The organism is Acidobacteriota bacterium, assembly GCA_028875575.1.
Taxonomy (GTDB): domain Bacteria; phylum Acidobacteriota; class Terriglobia; order Versatilivoradales; family Versatilivoraceae; genus Versatilivorator.
Genome location: JAPPDF010000055.1, coordinates 21772 through 40702, shown reverse-complemented (window position 1 = coordinate 40702; position 18931 = coordinate 21772). Strand labels below are relative to the sequence as shown.

The following is an 18931-nucleotide window of genomic DNA, read 5'->3' as shown; positions in this document are numbered from 1 at the left end:
GGATTACTCTTATCGGTCCTTCGTGCTCCTTCGTGGATATGGGGAGTGCAAATGCTCGGACCGGTTCAGGCAGTCTCGACCGCGGGCATCTGAGGAAAAGGCACCGGATAGTCGCCGGTATAGCAGGCCGAGCAGAAATGTCCCTGGCCCTGCTCCACGCCGCAGCTGCGGAGCATGCCTTCATGGCTCAAATACCCCAAGCTGTCGGCCTCGATATACTTGCGAATTTCTTCAACCGAATGGCTGGAGGCAATCAACTCCCTCTTGGTAGGCGTGTCCACCCCGTAAAAGCATGGGGAGATGGTGGGCGGACAACTGATGCGCACGTGCACTTCCACGGCGCCTGAGTCCCGGACCATCTTGACGATCTTTCGGCTGGTCGTTCCCCTCACGATGGAGTCGTCCACCAGAACCACTCGTTTCCCCCGGATCAGCTCCGCCACCGGATTCAGCTTGATCTTGACTCCGAAATGGCGAATGGACTGCTTGGGCTCGATAAAGGTTCTGCCGACATAGTGGTTGCGGATCAGCCCGAATTCGAACTGGATCTTCGACTCGTGGGAAAAGCCGATGGCGGCGGCCACGCCCGAATCCGGCACCGGCACGACGATATCGGCCTCCACCGGCTGCTCCTGCGCAAGGGTCCTCCCTAATAGGTGACGGCTCTCGTAAACGGACCGGCCAAAGATATGGCTATCGGGTCTGGAAAAGTAGACGTGCTCGAAGACGCAGAAGGAAGGAGACTGCGGGGGCGAGATCTGGCGTGACCGGATCCCGCCCCTGAAGAGGGTCAACATTTCCCCGGGGGCGACTTCGCGGTCGAAGGTGGCTTCGATGAGGTCAAAGGCGCAGGTCTCCGAAGCCAGCACGGGAGAACCGTCCAGCCAACCCAGGTTAAGTGGGCGAAAACCCCGTGGATCCCGAACGGCGATTACCTTTTCCCGGGTCAGAAAGATCAGCGAGTAAGCTCCTGTCAACTGTGACAGAGCTTCCTGGATGGCGTCCTCGATGTCTCTCTGTTGGGACCGGGCGATGAGGTGGAGAATGACCTCGCTATCGGTCGTCGACTGGAAGATCGACCCCGACTTCTCGAGCTGGCACCTCACCTGCAAGGCATTGATCAGATTCCCGTTATGACAGAGCGCCAGGTCACCCTGACTGCAGGAAACGACCAGGGGCTGGGCGTTCTTGGCGGCGCTCTCACCCGCCGTCGAGTAGCGGGTATGGCCAATGGCCGCCTCCCCCTTCAAGTGCTCCAGGCGAGAGTGGTCGAAAATGTCGGCCACCTGGCCCATTCCCGTTTCATTGTGGAGGCCGTTGCCGTCACTGGAGACGATGCCCGCGCTCTCTTGTCCCCGATGCTGAAGTGCGTACAGGCCAAGATAGGCAATCCGCGACGCCTCCCGATGCCCGAACACCCCAAAGACTCCGCACTCTTCCCGAAATTTGTCAAACATCGGTTACCCGGGACACCTCGCTCTGTCGGTACCGCAGCCAGCGGCGTTTGTCAGGGAGTAGCAACAGGAATGACCGGCAATGCGAACCAGAAATTATAATGGATCGGCGAACAATCCACCCAGACAATTTCTCCAGGTCTTCTCCAGCGAGACGACCGATCTTTCGATTATGACCGAGGCGGGATTTCGCACGCTCAACACATCCGGAACCACCTGCCCCAAAGGAGTCACCGGCACGCCTTGAAGCCCGGCAATGTTCTCCAGGGCCGCCAGGTTCTCCTCCTCGACCGTAACCAGAATCCGGGAGGGATATTCCGCAAACAACACCTCTCCCACCTCTTGGGCCGAAGGCAAGAGGATCTCTGCCCCCAGAGTCCCGGCGCCAAAGCGGGAAAAGCCCATCTCCGCCAGGGCTACGGCCAAACCTCCATCCGAACAGTCGTGAGCAGAGAGAATGAGGCCTCTCTCGATGCCCTCGCGGCAGGTCCTCTGCACGCGCACCTCCAGATCCAGGTCCAGGGGAGGACAGGGAAGCCGACTGACCCACCGCGTATAGACGTCTGCTCCGTTATCCCGCGACGGTTGCAGCCTCGACAGGTTGTGGCGGACAGCGCTTGAATAGCCGGTCGGTTGTCCGACCAGTGGACCCAGCAAGACGACCCGATGGCCTTCCCGGATAAACCAGGAGCCCCGGAGGCGGGAAAGCGGTTCAATCAAGCCCACCATTCCAATGACGGGAGTGGGGTCGATGCCCTCCCCAAGCGTCTCATTGTAGAGGCTGACGTTTCCGCCGGTGATGGGTGTCCCCAGGGCACGGCAGGCTTCACCCATTCCTTCAACCACCTGGGTCATTTGCCACATGATTTCGGGTTTCTCCGGATTGCCCATATTCAGGCAGTTGGTGGCTGCCAGGGGACGAGCTCCGGCGCAGACCAGGTTGCGGCAGCTCTCGGCCACTGCCAACTGGGCACCGACTCGGGGATCCTGGCGGCAGTAGCGACCGTTGCCGTCCAGGCTCATGGCCAGTGCCTTCCGGGTATTCTTGACTCGAACCACGGCTGCATCGGCTCCGGGGACCTGAACCGTATTGGTCCGTACCATGTGGTCGTATTGGCGATAGACCCACTCGCGCGAACTCAGATTGGGGGAAGCCAGAAAACACTCCAGGAGCCTGCCCCAATCCATGGACAGAGGACCTGGCGCGGGCAGGGACGGCGAGGCCCCTGCGGAGGCTGCCACCGGTCGGCGGTAAAGCGGAGCCTCGTCGGTCAGGGCCCGATTGGGTATTTCGGCCACTTTCCGTCCCCGGTCCAGGATCCGAAGCATTCCGTCCCCGGTAACTTCTCCAATGGCGACGGCATCGATCTCCCATTTTCGGAAGATCCGGAAAATCTCCTCTTCCCTGCCCCGTTCGGCCACCAGGAGCATCCGTTCCTGGGATTCGCTCAGCATGATCTCGTAGGGAGTCATGCCCTCCTCGCGTTGAGGCACCCTCGCCAGATCGATCTCGATTCCCGTGTCCGCCCGCCCGCCCATCTCACAGGTGGAGCAGGTCAGTCCGGCGGCCCCCATGTCCTGGATGCCTACTACGGCACCCGTCTTCATGGCTTCCAGACAGGCCTCCAGCAGCAGTTTCTCCAGAAAGGGATCGCCAACCTGCACGTTGGGGCGCTTGCTCTCCGAGGCTTCATCGAACTCGGCCGAAGCCATGGTGGCCCCGTGAATGCCGTCCCTGCCGGTCTTGGCGCCGACGTAGATCACCGGATTCCCGATTCCCACGGCTTTCCCATAAAAGATCCGGTCCTTTCTGAACAGACCCAGGGCAAAGGCGTTGACCAGAGGGTTTTGGGAGTAACATTCCTCGAACACCACTTCCCCACCCACGGTCGGGACCCCGAAACAGTTGCCGTATCCGGCGATCCCGGCCACCACACCCTCCATGATGCGCCGGTTGCGGGGCTGATCGGGCGGTCCGAAGCGCAGGGAGTTCATGGCAGCGATGGGACGGGCTCCCATGGTAAAGATATCGCGCAAAATCCCGCCGACGCCGGTGGCCGCTCCCTGGTAGGGCTCGACGAAGCTGGGGTGATTGTGGGACTCGATCTTGAAGGCCACCGCGTAGCCGTCGCCGATATCGACGATCCCGGCGTTCTCGCCGGGTCCCTGCAGCACCTGGGGGCCTTGAGTGGGCAGCCGCTTCAGGTGGAGCTTGGAACTCTTGTAACTGCAGTGTTCGCTCCACATGACGCTGAAGATCCCCAGTTCCGTCAGGTTGGGGGAGCGACCCAGGATCGACAGGATGCGATCGAATTCGGGCCGGGTCAGGTTGTGCTGTTCCAGCACTTCAGCCGTAACCGACAGATTGGCTTGCATTTCAGGCCTGGGATCGGGACTGGATCATCGACTGAAAAAGGCGCACCCCGTGCTCGCTGCCCAGCAGGGGCTCGCTGGCTCTTTCCGGGTGGGGCATCATTCCCAAGACGTTGCCATGGGGATTGCAGATCCCGGCCACATTGGCGACCGAGCCATTGGGGTTGGAGTCGGCGGTAATTTCACCGTCCGGCGTACAGTAGCGGAACACCACCTGCCGGTTGCGCTCCAGCTTCCGGAACGCGTCAGGGTCAAGGGTGTAGTTGCCCTCCATGTGTCCGATGGGAATGTTCCAGACGTCGCCTTCCCTGGCCAGACCGGTAAAGGGAATCCGGGCGTTCTCCACCCGAATCGAGACCTGCCGGCACACATACTTCAACCCGCGGTTCCTCAGCATGGCTCCCGGCAGCAGCCCCGATTCCAGCAGTATCTGGAAGCCGTTGCAGATGCCCAGGACCAGTCCGCCCCGATCAGCGAAACGCCGCACCACTCCCATCACCGGAGAGAACCGGGCGATGGCCCCGGTGCGCAGATAATCCCCGTAGGAGAATCCTCCTGGGACGATGATGGCCTGGCAATCCTTGAGATCGGTCGACTGGTGCCAAATAAACTCCGCCGGCTGTCGCATCACCTTGCGAACGGCATGATAGGCATCGTGCTCGCAATTGCTGCCCGGAAACATCAGCACGCCGAATTTCATCTTCAACCGTCTCCTGGAAATCGGTCGGAAGGCAGAAGCCTTCCCTTGCCCACGGCACATTCCCCCATCCAGGACGCAACTACTCGATCCGGTAACTGAATTCCTCGATCACCGGGTTGGTCAACACGTCCCTGGCTATCTTTTCGACCTCGGCTTGAACTTCTTCCCGAGTCAACTCGGAGGCGAAGTCGATTTCGAAAAACTTTCCCTGGCGCACCTCGGTAATCTTTCGAAAGCCGATGTTCTGCAGACTGTGATGAATGGTCTTGCCCTGGGGATCCAGAACGCTTTTTTTGAGGCTGACGTAAACTCTAGCCCGCATATCTCACCCACCGAAAACACGCTCGAAAACGGTGTCCACATGGCGCAAGTGGTGGTCCAGATCGAAGCTGGTTTCGATCTCGGAACGGGACAGATGTTGGCCTATCTCTTCGTCCTGAAGCACCAGGCTCTTGAATTCCGTCCCCTCCGACCACACGCGCATGGCGTTTCGCTGCACCCACCGATAGGCCTTCTCCCGGCTGACCCCTTTTCGAGTCAGGTCGAGGAGAATCTGTCCGGAAAAGACCAGACCCTTCATCAAATTCAGGTTCTCCACCATCCGCTCCGGGTAGACCAGCAGCCTTTCCAGCAGTCGCGTGGACTTGGCCAACAGGTAGTCGACCAGAATGGTTGAATCCGGCAGAATCACGCGCTCCACTGAAGAGTGGGAAATATCCCGCTCGTGCCACAGCGTGATGTTTTCCAGGCCGGCCAGCAGGTTGGAGCGCACCACCCGGGCCAGGCCGGAGATCTGTTCGCAGGTAACGGGATTCCTCTTGTGCGGCATTGCCGAAGAGCCCTTCTGCCCGGCCGAAAAGTACTCTTCCACCTCCCGGACCTCGGTGCGCTGCAGCCCCCGGACCTCGGTGGCGATCTTCTCCAGGCTGGCGGCGATCAGGGCCAGCGCGGACAGGAATTCGGCATGGCGGTCACGTTGCACGATCTGGGTCGAAACCGGGTCGGGCTGCAGTCCCAGGATGCGGCATACGGATTCCTCCACGGTGGGATCGAGGTGGGCAAAGGTCCCGACGGCCCCCGACAGCTTGCCCACTCGAACGCATTCGGACGCGTCCCGCAGCCGCCTCTGGTTGCGGCGAGCTTCTTCGTACCACACGGCCAGCTTGAGGCCCAGCGTGGTGGGTTCGGCATGAATCCCATGAGTCCGCCCCACCATGACCGTTCTCTTGAACTCATGGGCGCGCTTCTCCAGCACCTTCACGAACCGGTCCAGCCCTTCGGTGAGAATCTCCGACGCTTCCTTGAGCTGCAGAGCCAGGGCCGTATCCACCACGTCGGAGGAGGTCAGACCGTAGTGTACGTAGCGGGACTCCGGCCCCACATGCTCGGCCACCGAGGTGGTGAAGGCGACCACATCGTGCTTGACCTCGCGCTCGATCTCGTCGATCCGTGCCACGTCGAAGTCGGCTTTCGCCCGAATGACCCGAGCCGCATCCCGGGGGATGACGCCCCGCTCGGCCAGGACATCCACGCAGGCCAGCTCCACTTCCAACCACTTTCGAAACTTGTTTTCCGGAGACCAGATCTGCCCCATGCGGGGACGGGTATAACGTTCAATCACAGTGAAAAATCCTCTTGAAAAAATGCGGGCTACAAGCGAATGACCCTGCTCGGACCCGACCGGGAAGCCAAGAGCAGGTTTTCGAGGTCAAAGCCCTTTTTCCCCAAGGCTTTACCGGCGACCATGCGTGCGATATCGGGATGGTTGTTGTTCTCACTCAGGTGAGCCAGCAGGATATAGGCGGCCTTTCCGTCAAAGTCTTCCTCGAAGAATTTCCCGACGCTTTCGTTGGAAAGATGGCCATGGCGGCTCATGATTCGCTGCTTCACCGCCCAGGGATAGGGGCTGAGACGCAACATTTCCAGGTCATGGTTCGACTCCAGGACCAGCAGGTCGCTCCCGGACATTCGGCGCCGCACCAATTCGGTGAGGACACCCAGATCCATCACATGAGAGATCTTGACTCCCTCGGCTTCCAGGTTGAATGCCAGGGGATCGGCGGCATCGTGGGGAACGGAAAACGGGGATATCTTCAAGTCGCCAACTTGAAACGACTCTCCCGCGCGGAGGCGTTCCCTCCTTTTCAGCACCGGCTTTAGTGAGAGCGCCTCGTAGGTCGCATCTCCAACGAAGGTGAGAATATCACAGGTCTTCAGGAGCCCCGCCAAGCCCTTGACGTGGTCACTGTGCTCGTGGGAAATGACCAGGGCATCGATGTCTTCCAGCGTTTCTCCGATGGCCAGAAGTCTTCTGGCCGTCTGAGCCCGACTGAAGCCCGCATCCAGAAGCAGCTTGACTCTTCCGGTGGCAATGAAGGTACAGTTGCCGGAACTCCCGCTGCCCAGAACTGAAACCGTAACCGCCACCGTTGCCCCGCCCGGCTTCACCAGTGGAAATTCAATGAACCGCGTGGCTGAAGGATCCCTGGTCTTCCTGACCTTGCCTCGGCCGCCCGCTCATCCACAATCCAGGTCGGCACGGCTCAATCGGACCCCCTCCAGGTTGCCCAGCACGGTAAGTGCCACCTGCCGAGTGTCAAAAACCGAACCAGCCAACCCCTGAACTTCATCCGCGGACACTCGATCGATTTCCAGAATCGTCTCCTGCGGAGGTGTGTAGTCCCCGAAATAGAGTTCCTGGCGCGCCAGGTTGGACATGCGGCTGGAACTGGATTCCAGGCTCAGCAGCAGGCTCCCCTTCAAGTGATCCTTGGCGCGCCGGAGTTCTTCGTCCTTGACTCGATGCTCCTTGAGGTCACGGAACTCCCGCACGATCGAACTGACCACCCTGCCGGTGTTTTCGAGAGAGGTTCCCGCGAAGACCGACAGACAGCCGGTGTCCCGAAATGAACTCAATCCCGAGTAGACGGCATAGGCCAGACCCTGTTTCTCCCTGATGTTCTGAAAGAGACGGGAACTCATTCCGGCTCCCAGGATGGTGCTCAACAGGTAGAACGCGAATCGGTCCTGGTCGGTGAGGGCGCAACCGGGCACGCCCATGCAGATGTGGGCCTGTTCCAGCTCTTTCTTGGTGCGCAATGAGATGGGATTGCAGGGCTTGGCCGGAGCCAGGGCTCGCCCGTTCGATCGGCCTTCCAGGTGGCCGAAATGCTGCAGGGCCAGGTCCAGGATGTTGCGGTGGTCCAGGTGGCCAGCGGCCGAGACCACCAGTTGATCCGGGGTGTAATGCTCCCGGAAAAAACCAGCTACCCGGTCCCGGTCCAGGCCGCTGACTGTCCGGCTGGTTCCCAGGATCGGTCGCCCCAGCGGTTGGTCCCTCCAGAAGTTCTGGGTGAATATCTCGCAAACCAGATCATCCGGACTGTCTTCCTCCATCTTGATCTCCTCCAGAACCACGCGGCGTTCCCGCTCCATCTCATCGGGATCGAACTGCGGGTCGAGGACGAGATCCGAAAGGATGTCGAATGCCAGGGGAAGATGGTCATCCAGAACCTTGGCGCTGTAACAGGCGGTTTCCTTTCCCGTGAAGGCATCCAGGTGGCCACCGATCGAGTCCACCTCCTTGGCGATCTGTTCGGCCGTGCGCCGCCGGGTGCCCTTGAACAACAGGTGCTCCACGAAATGGGCTACGCCGTTCAGTTCAGGGGTTTCGCTGCGAGAGCCGTTCTTTACCCAGACACCCAGGGAAACGGAACGGACATGAGGCATGCGCTCGGTGAGAACCGTGAGCCCATTGTCCAACACGTCCTTATTGACATTCTCCATGGAGTCCGTGTCCCAGGGGTGCGAACTGGATTGTTCCGGAAGACTCGAATGCAGCTGCGGCAGTGGGAAAATGGGTCGAGCCGCGTAGGTGATCACTTAAGGTATGAAGCTAACACAACCCCAGCGGGTTTTCAACGGGGTGAATTCACTCCTCCCCGAACAGGGGACGTTGGCCAGCCTGTTCCGGACCAACCCCGGAGGTCAGGTCTTCGGCAAGGGAAAAGCCGCTCTCCAGCAGTTGGCGTGCTTTCCCGTTCGATTCCAGGGGAATCGCCTGAGCCCCCTCCATTCCCGGGATGATGACCAGAGTCTGCTGCAGTCCAATTCTCTTGTCTCGCAACAGTTCCGGAGAGTGGGTGCTCAGCAGGGTCTGCCTCCCGGTGCGGCGCTGGACCCGGGCCAGCATCTTCGGCAGTGCCCGGACCATGCCGGGATGGAGTGAAAGTTCCGGCTCCTCGAGCAATAACGGCCCCTCCTTCTCCATGGCTGACCAGAAAAGGCCGATAAGCCTCAAAGTGCCGTCGGAGAACTGTTCCTCCGTCTGCCAGGCGCCCTGGGGGCGCCAGTGACGGTATTTGCCGCGAAGATGGGGTGTCCCCCGGGAATCGCGCCACAGGTCGATGGCCTCCAGTTGGGGTACCGCCATCTGAAGAGCCTTCCCGATCCGTCGGAGCCGAGCATTGCGGGTGCGCTCCTGGACGCCGGCGACCTGCTCCAGGAAGTCTCCGCCGAATGGGTCGTTCAAGCCTCCCCCCGTACGGTCAGGGTCGCGAATCAGTTGGGGCACGATGTGCAGGTAGCGAATGGAAGCAAAGAAGGCGGACAACTCTCGAAAGGTCCGGTTGGCGTTCACCTGCTCCAGGCTGGTTTGGGTGAGACGCTCGGGATCGGCATAATCCTGTTCATCGGGACGCTTGATCAGTTCCACGCAATCGCGCAAGACCCGTTCCATGCAAACCACCGGCCGTCTTTGCTGATCCTGGTGAAGACCCAACTCGTAGTTCCACTGAATCCCTGCCTTCCCCTCGGTCAATTCAACGCCGATCTCGACCACGGACTGCCTGCGGGCCGCCAGGCAGCGGATGGTGCTCACCCCGCCTCGTCGAGACACGGCCTGCTGAAATCCGCCCCCCGGCGCAGCCAGGTCCCGCAGGAAGCGGAAGACATCCAGAAAGTTGGATTTCCCCGACGCATTGGGGCCGATGAGATACAGACGGTCCGGGATGGCAACTTCGATGCTGGTGAAGTTTCGCCAATTCCGTAGTCGCAGACGCCGCAAACGCAGGTCTCCGCCCATCTCACCTCCGACGCAACAGGCGCTGAATGAGGGCGGGTTGGCTCCCCCTTCCGCGCCAAGAACCCCGGGCGCTTCGCGCCCTGGACCGGGTAGTCGAGTCAAGCCGAAAATATAGCACCGAACGCCGCCGGCAACCAATAGCCGAGCCCCGACTCCAGAGCCGATTGCGCGATCTTCAACCCGTCTGCTATGATCTCCATTCCAGCTTGAACCGGTTGAAAACAGGAGACTTCCCGCAATGGCTGCTTCCAGGGGCGAGCTTTTGGGGCTGACTGCCGACGAACTGGGCGCCCTGATGGTCGATTGGGGTGAGAAGCCCTATCACGGACGCCAGCTTTACGGAGCCCTATACCGCCGAAGGCAACTGGATACGCGATCGATGACCGAACTCTCCAAGTCCCTGCGGCGGAAGCTTGCAAGCTGCACCATTACCCTGCCCCGGCTCAAAAAGCGTCAGCGAGCCGGCGACGGCACCGATAAATACCTGCTTGAGCTGACGGACAAGGCGAAGATCGAGTGCGTTCTGATCCCGGAGCGGAAGCGCACTACCCTGTGCATATCGACTCAGGCGGGCTGCCCACTGGATTGCCGCTTCTGTCTGACGGCCATGCTGGGGTTCAGGCGCAACCTCAACCCGGCAGAGATCCTGGGTCAGGTCCTCTACGTGCTTGCTGACAGAAACCTGGCAATAAACTCGGCGGGGGATGGCAGCCGTCCGGCACTCACCAACCTGGTACTGATGGGAATGGGCGAGCCTCTTCTCAACCTGGATAATGTCCTCAAGTCCCTGATCATATTGGCCGATCCCGGAGGATTGGCTCTTTCACCGCGCCGCATCACCCTATCGACGGTGGGGCTGGTTCCCCAGATGAGGAGACTGGCTCGGGCACCCGTTGTACCCAACCTGGCCGTCTCGCTGTCCGCCACCACCGATGAGGTTCGTGACCGGCTGATGCCCATCAACCGAAGGTATCCCATTGACACCATCCTTCAGGCCTGCGCCGATTACCCTCTGAAACGAAACCAGCGGGTGACATTCGAGTACGTCCTCATGGACGGAGTCAACGACAGCGACGACGATGCCCGACGGCTGGTCAAACTGCTGGCCCACCTCCGGTCAAAGGTCAACCTCCTTCCGCTGAACCCCGGCAATGCCAACGGCTTGAGACCCTCATCCCCCCGGCGGGTGAACCGCTTTCGGGAGATCCTCACCGGAAAGGGCCTGCCGGCTTACGTCCGGCGACCCAGGGGAATGGACATCTATGCCGCCTGCGGGCAACTGCACCTGGCGGCGGATCATTCGTCCCGAACCACGCGCACCTCGCGTCTGGACACCAATTCGTAGCGTACGCGGCGCCAGACGATGGTGGAAGTAAACAGGGAGATCGCTAGATTGCAGGCGGTCAGCGTCGCCGCCAGCGGCCCCAGCAGCAGGTATCCCCAAAAGTCTCGCTTGAGCCCTTCTTGCTGCTCGGAGCGGATCCGCCGGATCATTCTCCAGCGAAACAGACCGCGAACAGCACCGAAAAACCAGACCAACACCAACAGGAACAGCAACGGGGCGCCCTGCAGCCAGTCGATCTCGATGGATCCCCCCACCCCAAGGGCCGACGCCAGCAGCTCACCCACCGTCCACCACCAGAACAGGACAAAGGGCCACTCCGAGAGCAGCGCCAGCCTCCAGCGACCTCGCGAGTAGACCTTGGTAATGATAATTTGGCGAGTGGACCATTCCAGCAGCTCTCTCCAGGTGCAGTCCCCATGGGAGGCCACCAGACAGCGAGGTTGAAAGTGGACTCGCAGGCCCGCCGCATTTACCGCCTCCGTGAGGGAATAGTCGTCACTGACGGAACGCTTCCAATAAGCCGGTACGTCCACGGCCGCAAAGGTCGACCGTCGGATGGCCATCGAGCCTCCCCAGGCAAAGTTGTGAGGATGCTCCCCCAAGAGCGTGGCTATGGAGCTGTTCCAGGTGGCCCGCAAAAGGCTGGCCAGATTTCCCCTGCGGGGGAAGAACCACCTGTAGCCGGTGGAGGCTCCTGTTTCGGGGTCTCTCAGGGGTGCCAGCAGATCCCGCAGCCAATGCCGGTGAGGCCGCCCGTCCGAATCTGCGAAAACCAGGACCTGCGAGGCCGGATCCACACTTTCCAAGGCCCGCAGGAGATTGTGCACCTTCTCTCCGCGCTGGTTCGAGAGTCCGGACACCACGAACTTGACCCGCCGGCCCGGAAATCTCCGAGCTGCCCTGCGGAGAGCTCCCAGCGAGGGATCGGACTCGGTGGCGGTCACGACGATGACTTCGTAGTCCTCGAACTCCTGATCCAGGATGGCCTCCACGTTCTCCTGCAACTCGAAATCGGTCCCCTTGCAGGGAACGATCACCGAAGCTGGAGGCATCCAGGCAGGCGGTGTGCGTGACAACTGGCGGTCGAGATAGCGCGTGTAGCTCAGGCTGTGCAATGCGCCGAGCAAGCCCTTGAGGAGAACCACTCCGGCAAGAAGGAGGAAAAGCAAGTCCATGAAGGGGGAATTGCGGCCTCGGCTTGGGGAGACAAGGCTACTCCCAGCGAAAAACCTTCACCGCCGCCCAGACCGAAACGATGCTCCACAATCCCAGGCCGGCCAACTGGAGCCAAAGAGTCGGAAGAGTCGAACCTTCCAGCACAATGCTTCGCATGCCGTCTGCCAGGTAAGTCAGGGGGAAGAAATCGGTAACCAGTCGCACCGGCTCCGGCAGATTGGAGCGGCTGAAAAACACACCCGAGAGGAGCATCATGGGTAGCGAAACCACGTTGGCCAGGGGGACGACCTGATCTTCGGTCCTGGCGATACCGGCCAGGAAAAAGCCGATGGCCAGGAACACGGCTCCGCCCAACAGGCCCACGGCGAAGAGATCCAGCAGACTTCCCATGAACTGCAGGTCGAAGAAGAAAATCCCCACCCCAACCAGGACAACGGTTTGCGCCAGCAAGACTATCAGCCGCATGGTCACCTGGGCCGCGATGAATTCCTGGGGTCTCATGGGAGTCACCGACAGGCGGCGAAGCACCCCCCGTTTTCGGAGCGCAACGAATCCGAAGGCCACCCCGAAAATACCGCTCTGCATGATGGCCAGGGACAGCACCCCGGGAAGCAGGAAGTCGATATAGCTGGAGCGGCGGCTGGCTACCGATTGGAGGGTCATTGGAACTCGATCGGGCGCCGTATGCATCCTGAAAGTCTCATCGTCCAGCACCTTGCGCAGGATGAGCAGTCCCAATTGGGATTCCTCGGGCGTGCCGTCATTGACCAGGACCCTCAGCTCTTTCCCCTTGGCGGCATCGAACTCCTCGGGAATGACTAGAACCAGGTGGCGCTTGCCGGCCATGAGCTGTTCCAGCTCGGAGCTTTCCGCCCCGCGGCTGACCTGAACCGTCCGGACCTCCCCGAGCCTCCCGACGAGCTGCCCGGCCGGCTCATCCTCCCCGCCTGCCACTCCGATCCGAATCTTTCCCAAACTCTCGAAACTCACGAATCCGAACAGAAAGATCATGAAGAGCGGCAGCAACATGGTCCAGATGATGGCTTCCTTCTGTCGTGTGAACATCTTCAGGGAAGCCACCGTCAATTTCCACTGGAGCCGCATGATTTGCCACCGTTGGTATGCCAGGTGAGCCGGGATTAACCGGGGTCCCAGCCTTCGCCTGCGATTTTTATTCGGTATGGGTAATCAACCGAGATCTCCGGGTTATTCCTCTTGCAAGGCGTGGCCGGTGAGGTGGAGAAACACGTCTTCCAGGTTGGCCAACCGTTCCACTCTTTCCTTCTTGAACCCGGATGCCAAGAGATCGCCGATGAGTTTTTGGGGAGGGGCGTCGGCGACGATCCTGCCTCGGTCCATGATAGCCACTCGATCGCACAACTCCTCGGCCTCTTCCATGTAATGGGTCGTCAGGACCACCGTTTTTCCCTCGGAGCGAATTCTGCGGATGACGCCCCAGAGGTGCCGTCGAGCCTGAGGGTCCAGTCCGGTGGTAGGCTCATCCAGAAACACCAGCAGCGGATCGTTCACCAGGGCCGCGGCTACCGAGAAACGCTGCTTTTGCCCCCCCGAGAGCTGCTCCACCTGAGCCTTGGCGCGATCCTGCAATTCCACCTCGCCCAACAGTCGCACGGGATCCACCGACCGGCCGTAAAGTTCTCCCAACAACAGCAGCAACTCCCTCAGATTGAGCTTCTCGAAAAAGGAAGCCGACTGGAGCTGAACACCTATCCGCTGTTGAACCTGCCGGGGGTGACCGCGGACGTCCAGCCCATCCAGAATGACCGTCCCGGCATCGATGGGCCTCAGCGTTTCGATCATTTCCAGAGTTGAGGTCTTTCCGGCGCCGTTGGGGCCGAGGATGCCGAAGATTTCCTGGCGGCGAACCGAGAAGCTGACCCGATCGACGGCGACCAGGTCTCCATATTTCTTGCACAGGTTGTCGACAGCCAGAATCACCGATGACACTTGTCTGGGATACCCATGTTTCGCCCCGTATGAGCCGCCTCGTCGTATGGGACGGCGGCGCGCCTAGGCAAAAAGTGAATAGTGGTCAGTGGTTAGTGGATAGTTATTTAATCGACACGCAATGCGTCTTGTCGGTGTCGGCGCCGTCCTTCCCATAAGCTCGGTCAGTTCATCAGGCATTTGCCCGCTCCCGAAGCCCTCGGCTGACCACTCTTCACTCTCCACTCTCCACTTCAGCGATTTGAGCGGCCATTGCCCTCTAACCGACCCTGTTGTATTTTAGTCGAAGGCGCGGGGACCCTGTCCGCAAGCCCGAACCCGAAGGAACGAAACGGACCGCGCCGTTTCCCAAAACCGGAATTCCCATGAAACGCTTGCTTGCCCTCCTGGTTGTCTTGATGGCGGCACTCTCCCTGGGATGGTTGGCGGCGGCGATCATGCAGCCACGGGTCCACGCCTTGGGCGCCTGGCCCGAAGATCGCCCGCTTGCCTATCCCAAGACCCGAAAAGCCGACCAGGTTGACCGTTACCACGGCATCGATGTCCCGGACCCCTATCGCTGGCTCGAAACCCCGGATTCGGAAGAGACCCGTTCCTGGATTCAGGCCCAGAATGCGCTGACGTTCCGATACCTCGGCAAGATATCCCAGCGGGCGCCAATCAGGAGAACGCTGGAGCGGCTGTGGAACTACGAACGCTACAGCGTGCCTCATAAGGAGGGCGGCCGCTACTTCTACCGAAAAAACGACGGTCTGCAGAACCAAAGCGTACTCTATACGCTGGCCAGCCTGACCGGGAAGCCGCGTGTGCTGCTGGACCCCAACCGGCTTTCCGATCAAGGGACCATCGCCCTGGCCAACTACTCCATCAGTCCTGATGGCCGTTTCATGGCCTACGGTCTCTCAACCTCCGGTTCGGATTGGATGGAATGGAAGATTCGAGAGGTCTCGACAGGCAAGGACTTGAAGGAGAAACTGCGCTGGATCAAGTTCTCCGGAGCCTCATGGGACCGCGACAACCGGGGATTCTACTACAGCCGCTACGACGAACCCAAGGGAACTCCCGGACCGGCGGACACCCACTACCACCAGAAACTCTACTACCACCGGATCGGCACGCCTCAGTCGGAGGATGTGCTGGTTTATGAGCGCCCCGACCAGAAGGAATGGGGCTTCAGCCCCGTGGTCACCGAAGACGGGAAGTATCTGGTTATTCACGTTTGGAAGGGGACCGACAGGCGAAATCGTGTCTACATCCGGTCCCTCGAGGACGCGGCCTCGAAGGTCGTTCCCCTGCTGGATGATTTCGACGCTTCCTACAGGTTCATCAACAACGACGGTTCCCTTTTCTGGTTCAGTACCGACCTGGAGGCTCCACGTGGACGAGTGATTGCGGTGGATATCCTAAGGCCGGGGCGGTCGAACTGGCGGGAGGTCATCCCCGAGATGGCCGAAACGCTGGAACAGGTGAGCCTGATCAACCATCGGTTCATTGCCACCTACCTCAAGGACGCCTACTCCCTGGTGCGGCTCTTTGGGCTCGAGGGACAGTCCGCCGGCACCATTGACCTTCCCGGCCTCGGCACCGTCACCGGCTTCGACGGCAAGAAAGACGACTCGGAGACTTTCTTCGGTTTTGCCGGTTTCACCACTCCTCTGACTATTTTCCACCAGGACCTCGAATCGGGTAATCGCCGGCTGTTCCGGGAGCCGAGCGTCGATTTCGACGCCCGGGTCTATGAGACCCGGCAGGTCTTCTATCGAAGCAAGGACGGGACCCGAATCCCGATGTTTTTGACTCACCGCAAGGATCTCTCAAGGGAGCGGACGCACCCGACCTTCCTGTACGGCTACGGGGGCTTCAACATTTCCCTGACCCCCTACTTCTCCGTCTCCAATCTTGTCTGGCTGGAGCTGGGGGGCGTGTTGGCCGTCCCCAATCTCAGAGGAGGAGGCGAGTACGGAGAGGAGTGGCACCAGGCCGGGACCAAGGAAAACAAGCAGAACGTGTTCGATGACTTCATTGCTGCCGCCGAATGGCTGATACGGCACGGATACACCCGTCCTTCCCAATTGGCCATCGGCGGGCGCAGCAATGGAGGGCTGCTGGTGGGAGCCGTCATGACCCAGCGGCCGGAACTGTTCGGTGCGGCTCTACCGGGAGTTGGGGTTCTGGACATGCTGCGTTTCCAAAAATTCACCATCGGATGGGCCTGGGTTTCGGACTACGGGTCCTCGGAGGATCCAAGTCAGTTCAAGGCGCTGCTGGCCTACTCCCCGCTTCACAACCTTCGGCACGGCACCCGCTACCCGCCCACCCTCGTCACCACCGCCGACCACGACGACCGGGTGGTTCCTGCCCACAGCTACAAGTTCGCCGCCGCCCTGCAGGACGCCCAGGCGGGCGACGCACCGGTGCTCATCCGCATCGAGACCCAGGCGGGCCACGGAGCCGGCAAGCCCACCAGCAAGGTCATCGAGGAAGTGGCCGATCAGTGGGGCTTCCTGGTCCACACCCTGAGAATGGACCTGTCCGATTTGGAGGCAACGGACTCCTCCCGGACCGGAAAGAACTGATGGCGACATCCCAACCCGACCTCTCCTTCCTCTGGCCGCTGCTGAAAGGCCTGTTGGTAATCTATGTGGTCCTGGTCGGAAGCGTCTACCTGTTCCAGAGGAAACTCCAATACTTCCCTAACGCGGATCCGGTTCCCCTGCCACAGGGACAGGCATTTCGAGGACTCCAGGAGATCGAGCTGGAAACAGAGGACGGAATCCGGTTGCTGAGTTGGTACTGGCCGGGAGACCGGCCGCTCACCCTGGTCTATTTCAGTGGCAATGGCGGCAACCGCGCGGATCGCCTCGAGTGGGCGCGAGACTTTCACCGCCTGGGCTACGGCCTCTTCCTCCTGGAATACCGGGGGTACGGGGGCAACCCCGGAACTCCCACCGAGAGGAATCTCTACCGGGACGCCCAGGCGGCCCTGGACTGGCTCGCCAGAGACCCGGGTCGGAAACTGGCTTACCTTGGAGAATCACTGGGGTCCGGAGTGGCGGTGGAGATGGCGACCCGAGCCCCGCCTGCCGGACTCATCATTCAATCGGGTTTCTCCTCGGCGGCGGATGTCGGCCAACACAGGTACCCCCTTCTGCCCGTGGGCCTGTTGATGAAGGACCCTTTCGATTCACTGCCCAAGATCAAGGGACTGAGCTGCCCGTTGCTGGCCATTCACGGCGACCGGGACAGGACCGTCCCCCTCCCGCTGGGCTGGGCGCTCTTTGAAGCGGCCCCGGAGCCCAAAGAGTGGCTGATGGTTCCCGGCGCCGCCCACAACGATGTGTCGGGCGTAGGGGGGCAATCCTACTGGAAGAAGATCGACGACTTCCTGAATGAAGTGTCGGACAGCGGACCCAATGGCGAGGCTGTGCCTCAAACCTACAAGCAATAAAGGGAGCCTTTTGCAAAATTCAGCAGCGGGACGCTTGCCGGGAATGGCCACAAAGGGCACAAAAACACAATTTGTGACTTTTGTGCTTTTTGTGGTCGGACAGAATTGATCATCGAGTCGCACCCAATATTGAAAACGGTAGAACCTCAGGTTTGCCGGCAAAATGACCAGCCGCGCCGCGAAATTTGCAAAAGGCCCACGGGTAAAAAGATATCCACCAGGGAAACACCAAAATGAGCAAGACCCTCTATCTGGCCAATCCCTACGGCTTCTCGGCGCAACAGAGCCGGGGACCGCTGCAGGATCTGGTGGCGGCCCTCGAATCGATGGGCGCCGAGGTCTGGGAGCCCTTTGCCCGGAACAACCAGATCGACCGGACCACTCCGGACTGGGCTTATCGGATCGGTCAAGCCGACCTTCGCGACGTGCGGGAGGCGGATGGGTTGTTTGCAGTCGTCAATGGCTGCCCCCCGGACGAGGGCGTGATGGTTGAGCTGGGCATGGCCATCGCCTGGGGAAAGCCGGTGTTCCTCTTCCGGGACGATTTCCGGCGCTGCAGCGACAGCGAGGGCTATCCCCTCAACCTGATGGTGTTCACCGGTCTCCCTGAAAACGGTTGGGAAGCCAGTTGGTACACCTCAATCGAGGAACTGGCAGATACGCAAAAGGCGCTGGCCCGGTGGTTGAGCAAGGGCTAGCCGGCGGGAAAAAGAGTTATCCACCAAGGGGCACGAATGTCACGAAATGATGCTCCCCGCTCCGGCTCTCCGCGTCGAGGAAGATTGGATTCCTGATTAACATCGATGCACAGGATTAACAGGATTATTTGTTGAGCCTTTTGCAGAATTCGGCAGCGAGACGTTTACCGGGAATGGCCACAAAGGGCACAAAAACACAATTTGTGCCTTTTGTGCTTTTTGTGGTTAGAAAGCAGTTTTCACCAGGTCGCACCCGATCAGCGAGTGGTTCAGCTACCTCGCAGCAGCTTCTCATCCTGTTTATCCTGTGCATCCTGTGCATCGATGTAAATAATCGAAGTTATTCACACGGCGGCGTGCTCCCTCCGGTCTCCGAAACCTGTCAAGGCAGGCCACTTGACTTCGGTACTCTCCTTCACTTGCCACTGCCGTTCTCTCTCCCCAAATCCGCTCTTGATTCCGCGGGAAGGGTTAAGGTAATCTCTGCACCGTTGTCCCCGGACGGTGCGTACTGCGACGTCCCAACCATCCTGCCAGGTCCTAACACAATCCGCTTCAGGCGGTCGAGACGCCTGCAGGAATACTGACCGAGTCCCGGCCCGCACTTGGCACAGCCGGAAAGCAGTGGATCAGTCGAGTCGCTCCGGATCGTACTTCCTTTGCCCAGCGACGCCAGAAACGCACCC

Annotated in this window: 15 protein-coding genes; 4 read left to right on the top strand and 11 right to left on the bottom strand. The window is 60.3% G+C overall.

The window, feature by feature from the left end; translation table 11 throughout:
• Nucleotides 1-65: 65 nt before the first annotated feature.
• From purF to OXI69_08915, 8 genes are all read right to left on the bottom strand, one after another.
• Nucleotides 66-1457 carry an amidophosphoribosyltransferase gene (gene purF / locus OXI69_08950; GenBank protein ID MDE2666266.1) on the bottom strand — a complete coding sequence of 464 codons (1392 nt, stop codon included), beginning with the start codon at nt 1455-1457 and terminating at the stop codon, nt 66-68.
• Nucleotides 1458-1550: 93 nt separating this feature from the next.
• Nucleotides 1551-3830: a phosphoribosylformylglycinamidine synthase subunit PurL gene (gene purL / locus OXI69_08945; GenBank protein MDE2666265.1), complete on the bottom strand. Its 2280-nt coding sequence runs from the start codon at nt 3828-3830 to the stop codon at nt 1551-1553.
• A gap of 1 nt (nt 3831) precedes the next feature.
• Nucleotides 3832-4527 carry a phosphoribosylformylglycinamidine synthase subunit PurQ gene (gene purQ, locus OXI69_08940; protein ID MDE2666264.1) on the bottom strand — a complete coding sequence of 232 codons (696 nt, stop codon included), beginning with the start codon at nt 4525-4527 and terminating at the stop codon, nt 3832-3834.
• Nucleotides 4528-4606: 79 nt separating this feature from the next.
• On the bottom strand, nt 4607-4849 hold the full coding sequence (gene purS, locus OXI69_08935; protein ID MDE2666263.1) for a phosphoribosylformylglycinamidine synthase subunit PurS: 243 nt from the start codon (nt 4847-4849) through the stop codon (nt 4607-4609).
• A 3-nt stretch (nt 4850-4852) separates the two neighbouring features.
• Entirely contained in the window at nt 4853-6148 is a 1296-nt protein-coding gene (gene purB / locus OXI69_08930) for an adenylosuccinate lyase (GenBank protein MDE2666262.1), read from the bottom strand.
• 29 nt (nt 6149-6177) lie between these two features.
• A complete protein-coding gene (locus OXI69_08925) occupies nt 6178-6954 on the bottom strand; it encodes an MBL fold metallo-hydrolase (protein ID MDE2666261.1) in 777 nt (258 codons plus the stop codon).
• A 90-nt stretch (nt 6955-7044) separates the two neighbouring features.
• Nucleotides 7045-8313: a pitrilysin family protein gene (locus OXI69_08920; protein MDE2666260.1), complete on the bottom strand. Its 1269-nt coding sequence runs from the start codon at nt 8311-8313 to the stop codon at nt 7045-7047.
• A 145-nt stretch (nt 8314-8458) separates the two neighbouring features.
• Nucleotides 8459-9610, bottom strand: a complete 1152-nt coding sequence (locus OXI69_08915) for an ATP-binding protein (protein MDE2666259.1) — start codon at nt 9608-9610, stop codon at nt 8459-8461.
• A 238-nt stretch (nt 9611-9848) separates the two neighbouring features.
• Between OXI69_08915 and rlmN the strand changes: the two genes are divergently transcribed.
• Complete coding sequence (gene rlmN / locus OXI69_08910; GenBank protein ID MDE2666258.1) at nt 9849-10955, top strand: 23S rRNA (adenine(2503)-C(2))-methyltransferase RlmN; 1107 nt, start codon at nt 9849-9851, stop codon at nt 10953-10955.
• On the opposite strand, the gene OXI69_08905 is transcribed toward rlmN, so the two are convergent.
• The 3 genes from OXI69_08905 to OXI69_08895 all read right to left on the bottom strand — a co-directional run bounded on the left by OXI69_08905 (nt 10907) and on the right by OXI69_08895 (nt 14099).
• On the bottom strand, nt 10907-12130 hold the full coding sequence (locus OXI69_08905) for a glycosyltransferase family 2 protein (GenBank protein MDE2666257.1): 1224 nt from the start codon (nt 12128-12130) through the stop codon (nt 10907-10909). The genes rlmN and OXI69_08905 overlap by 49 nt on opposite strands.
• A gap of 37 nt (nt 12131-12167) precedes the next feature.
• Nucleotides 12168-13235, bottom strand: a complete 1068-nt coding sequence (locus OXI69_08900; protein MDE2666256.1) for an ABC transporter permease — start codon at nt 13233-13235, stop codon at nt 12168-12170.
• Nucleotides 13236-13337: 102 nt separating this feature from the next.
• Nucleotides 13338-14099 carry an ABC transporter ATP-binding protein gene (locus OXI69_08895; protein ID MDE2666255.1) on the bottom strand — a complete coding sequence of 254 codons (762 nt, stop codon included), beginning with the start codon at nt 14097-14099 and terminating at the stop codon, nt 13338-13340.
• Between the two features lie 437 nt (nt 14100-14536).
• Between OXI69_08895 and OXI69_08890 the strand changes: the two genes are divergently transcribed.
• The 3 genes from OXI69_08890 (at nt 14537) to OXI69_08880 (ending at nt 18245) form a co-directional block, all read left to right on the top strand.
• Nucleotides 14537-16675 (top strand): prolyl oligopeptidase family serine peptidase, encoded by a 2139-nt coding sequence (locus OXI69_08890; protein MDE2666254.1) that lies wholly within the window; start codon nt 14537-14539, stop codon nt 16673-16675.
• Nucleotides 16675-17547, top strand: coding sequence for an alpha/beta hydrolase (locus OXI69_08885; protein MDE2666253.1), 873 nt, complete (start codon nt 16675-16677; stop codon nt 17545-17547). The genes OXI69_08890 and OXI69_08885 overlap by 1 nt, the downstream gene beginning before the upstream one ends.
• Nucleotides 17548-17780: 233 nt before the next feature.
• Nucleotides 17781-18245: a nucleoside 2-deoxyribosyltransferase gene (locus OXI69_08880; protein ID MDE2666252.1), complete on the top strand. Its 465-nt coding sequence runs from the start codon at nt 17781-17783 to the stop codon at nt 18243-18245.
• The last annotated feature ends 686 nt before the right edge of the window (nt 18246-18931 follow it).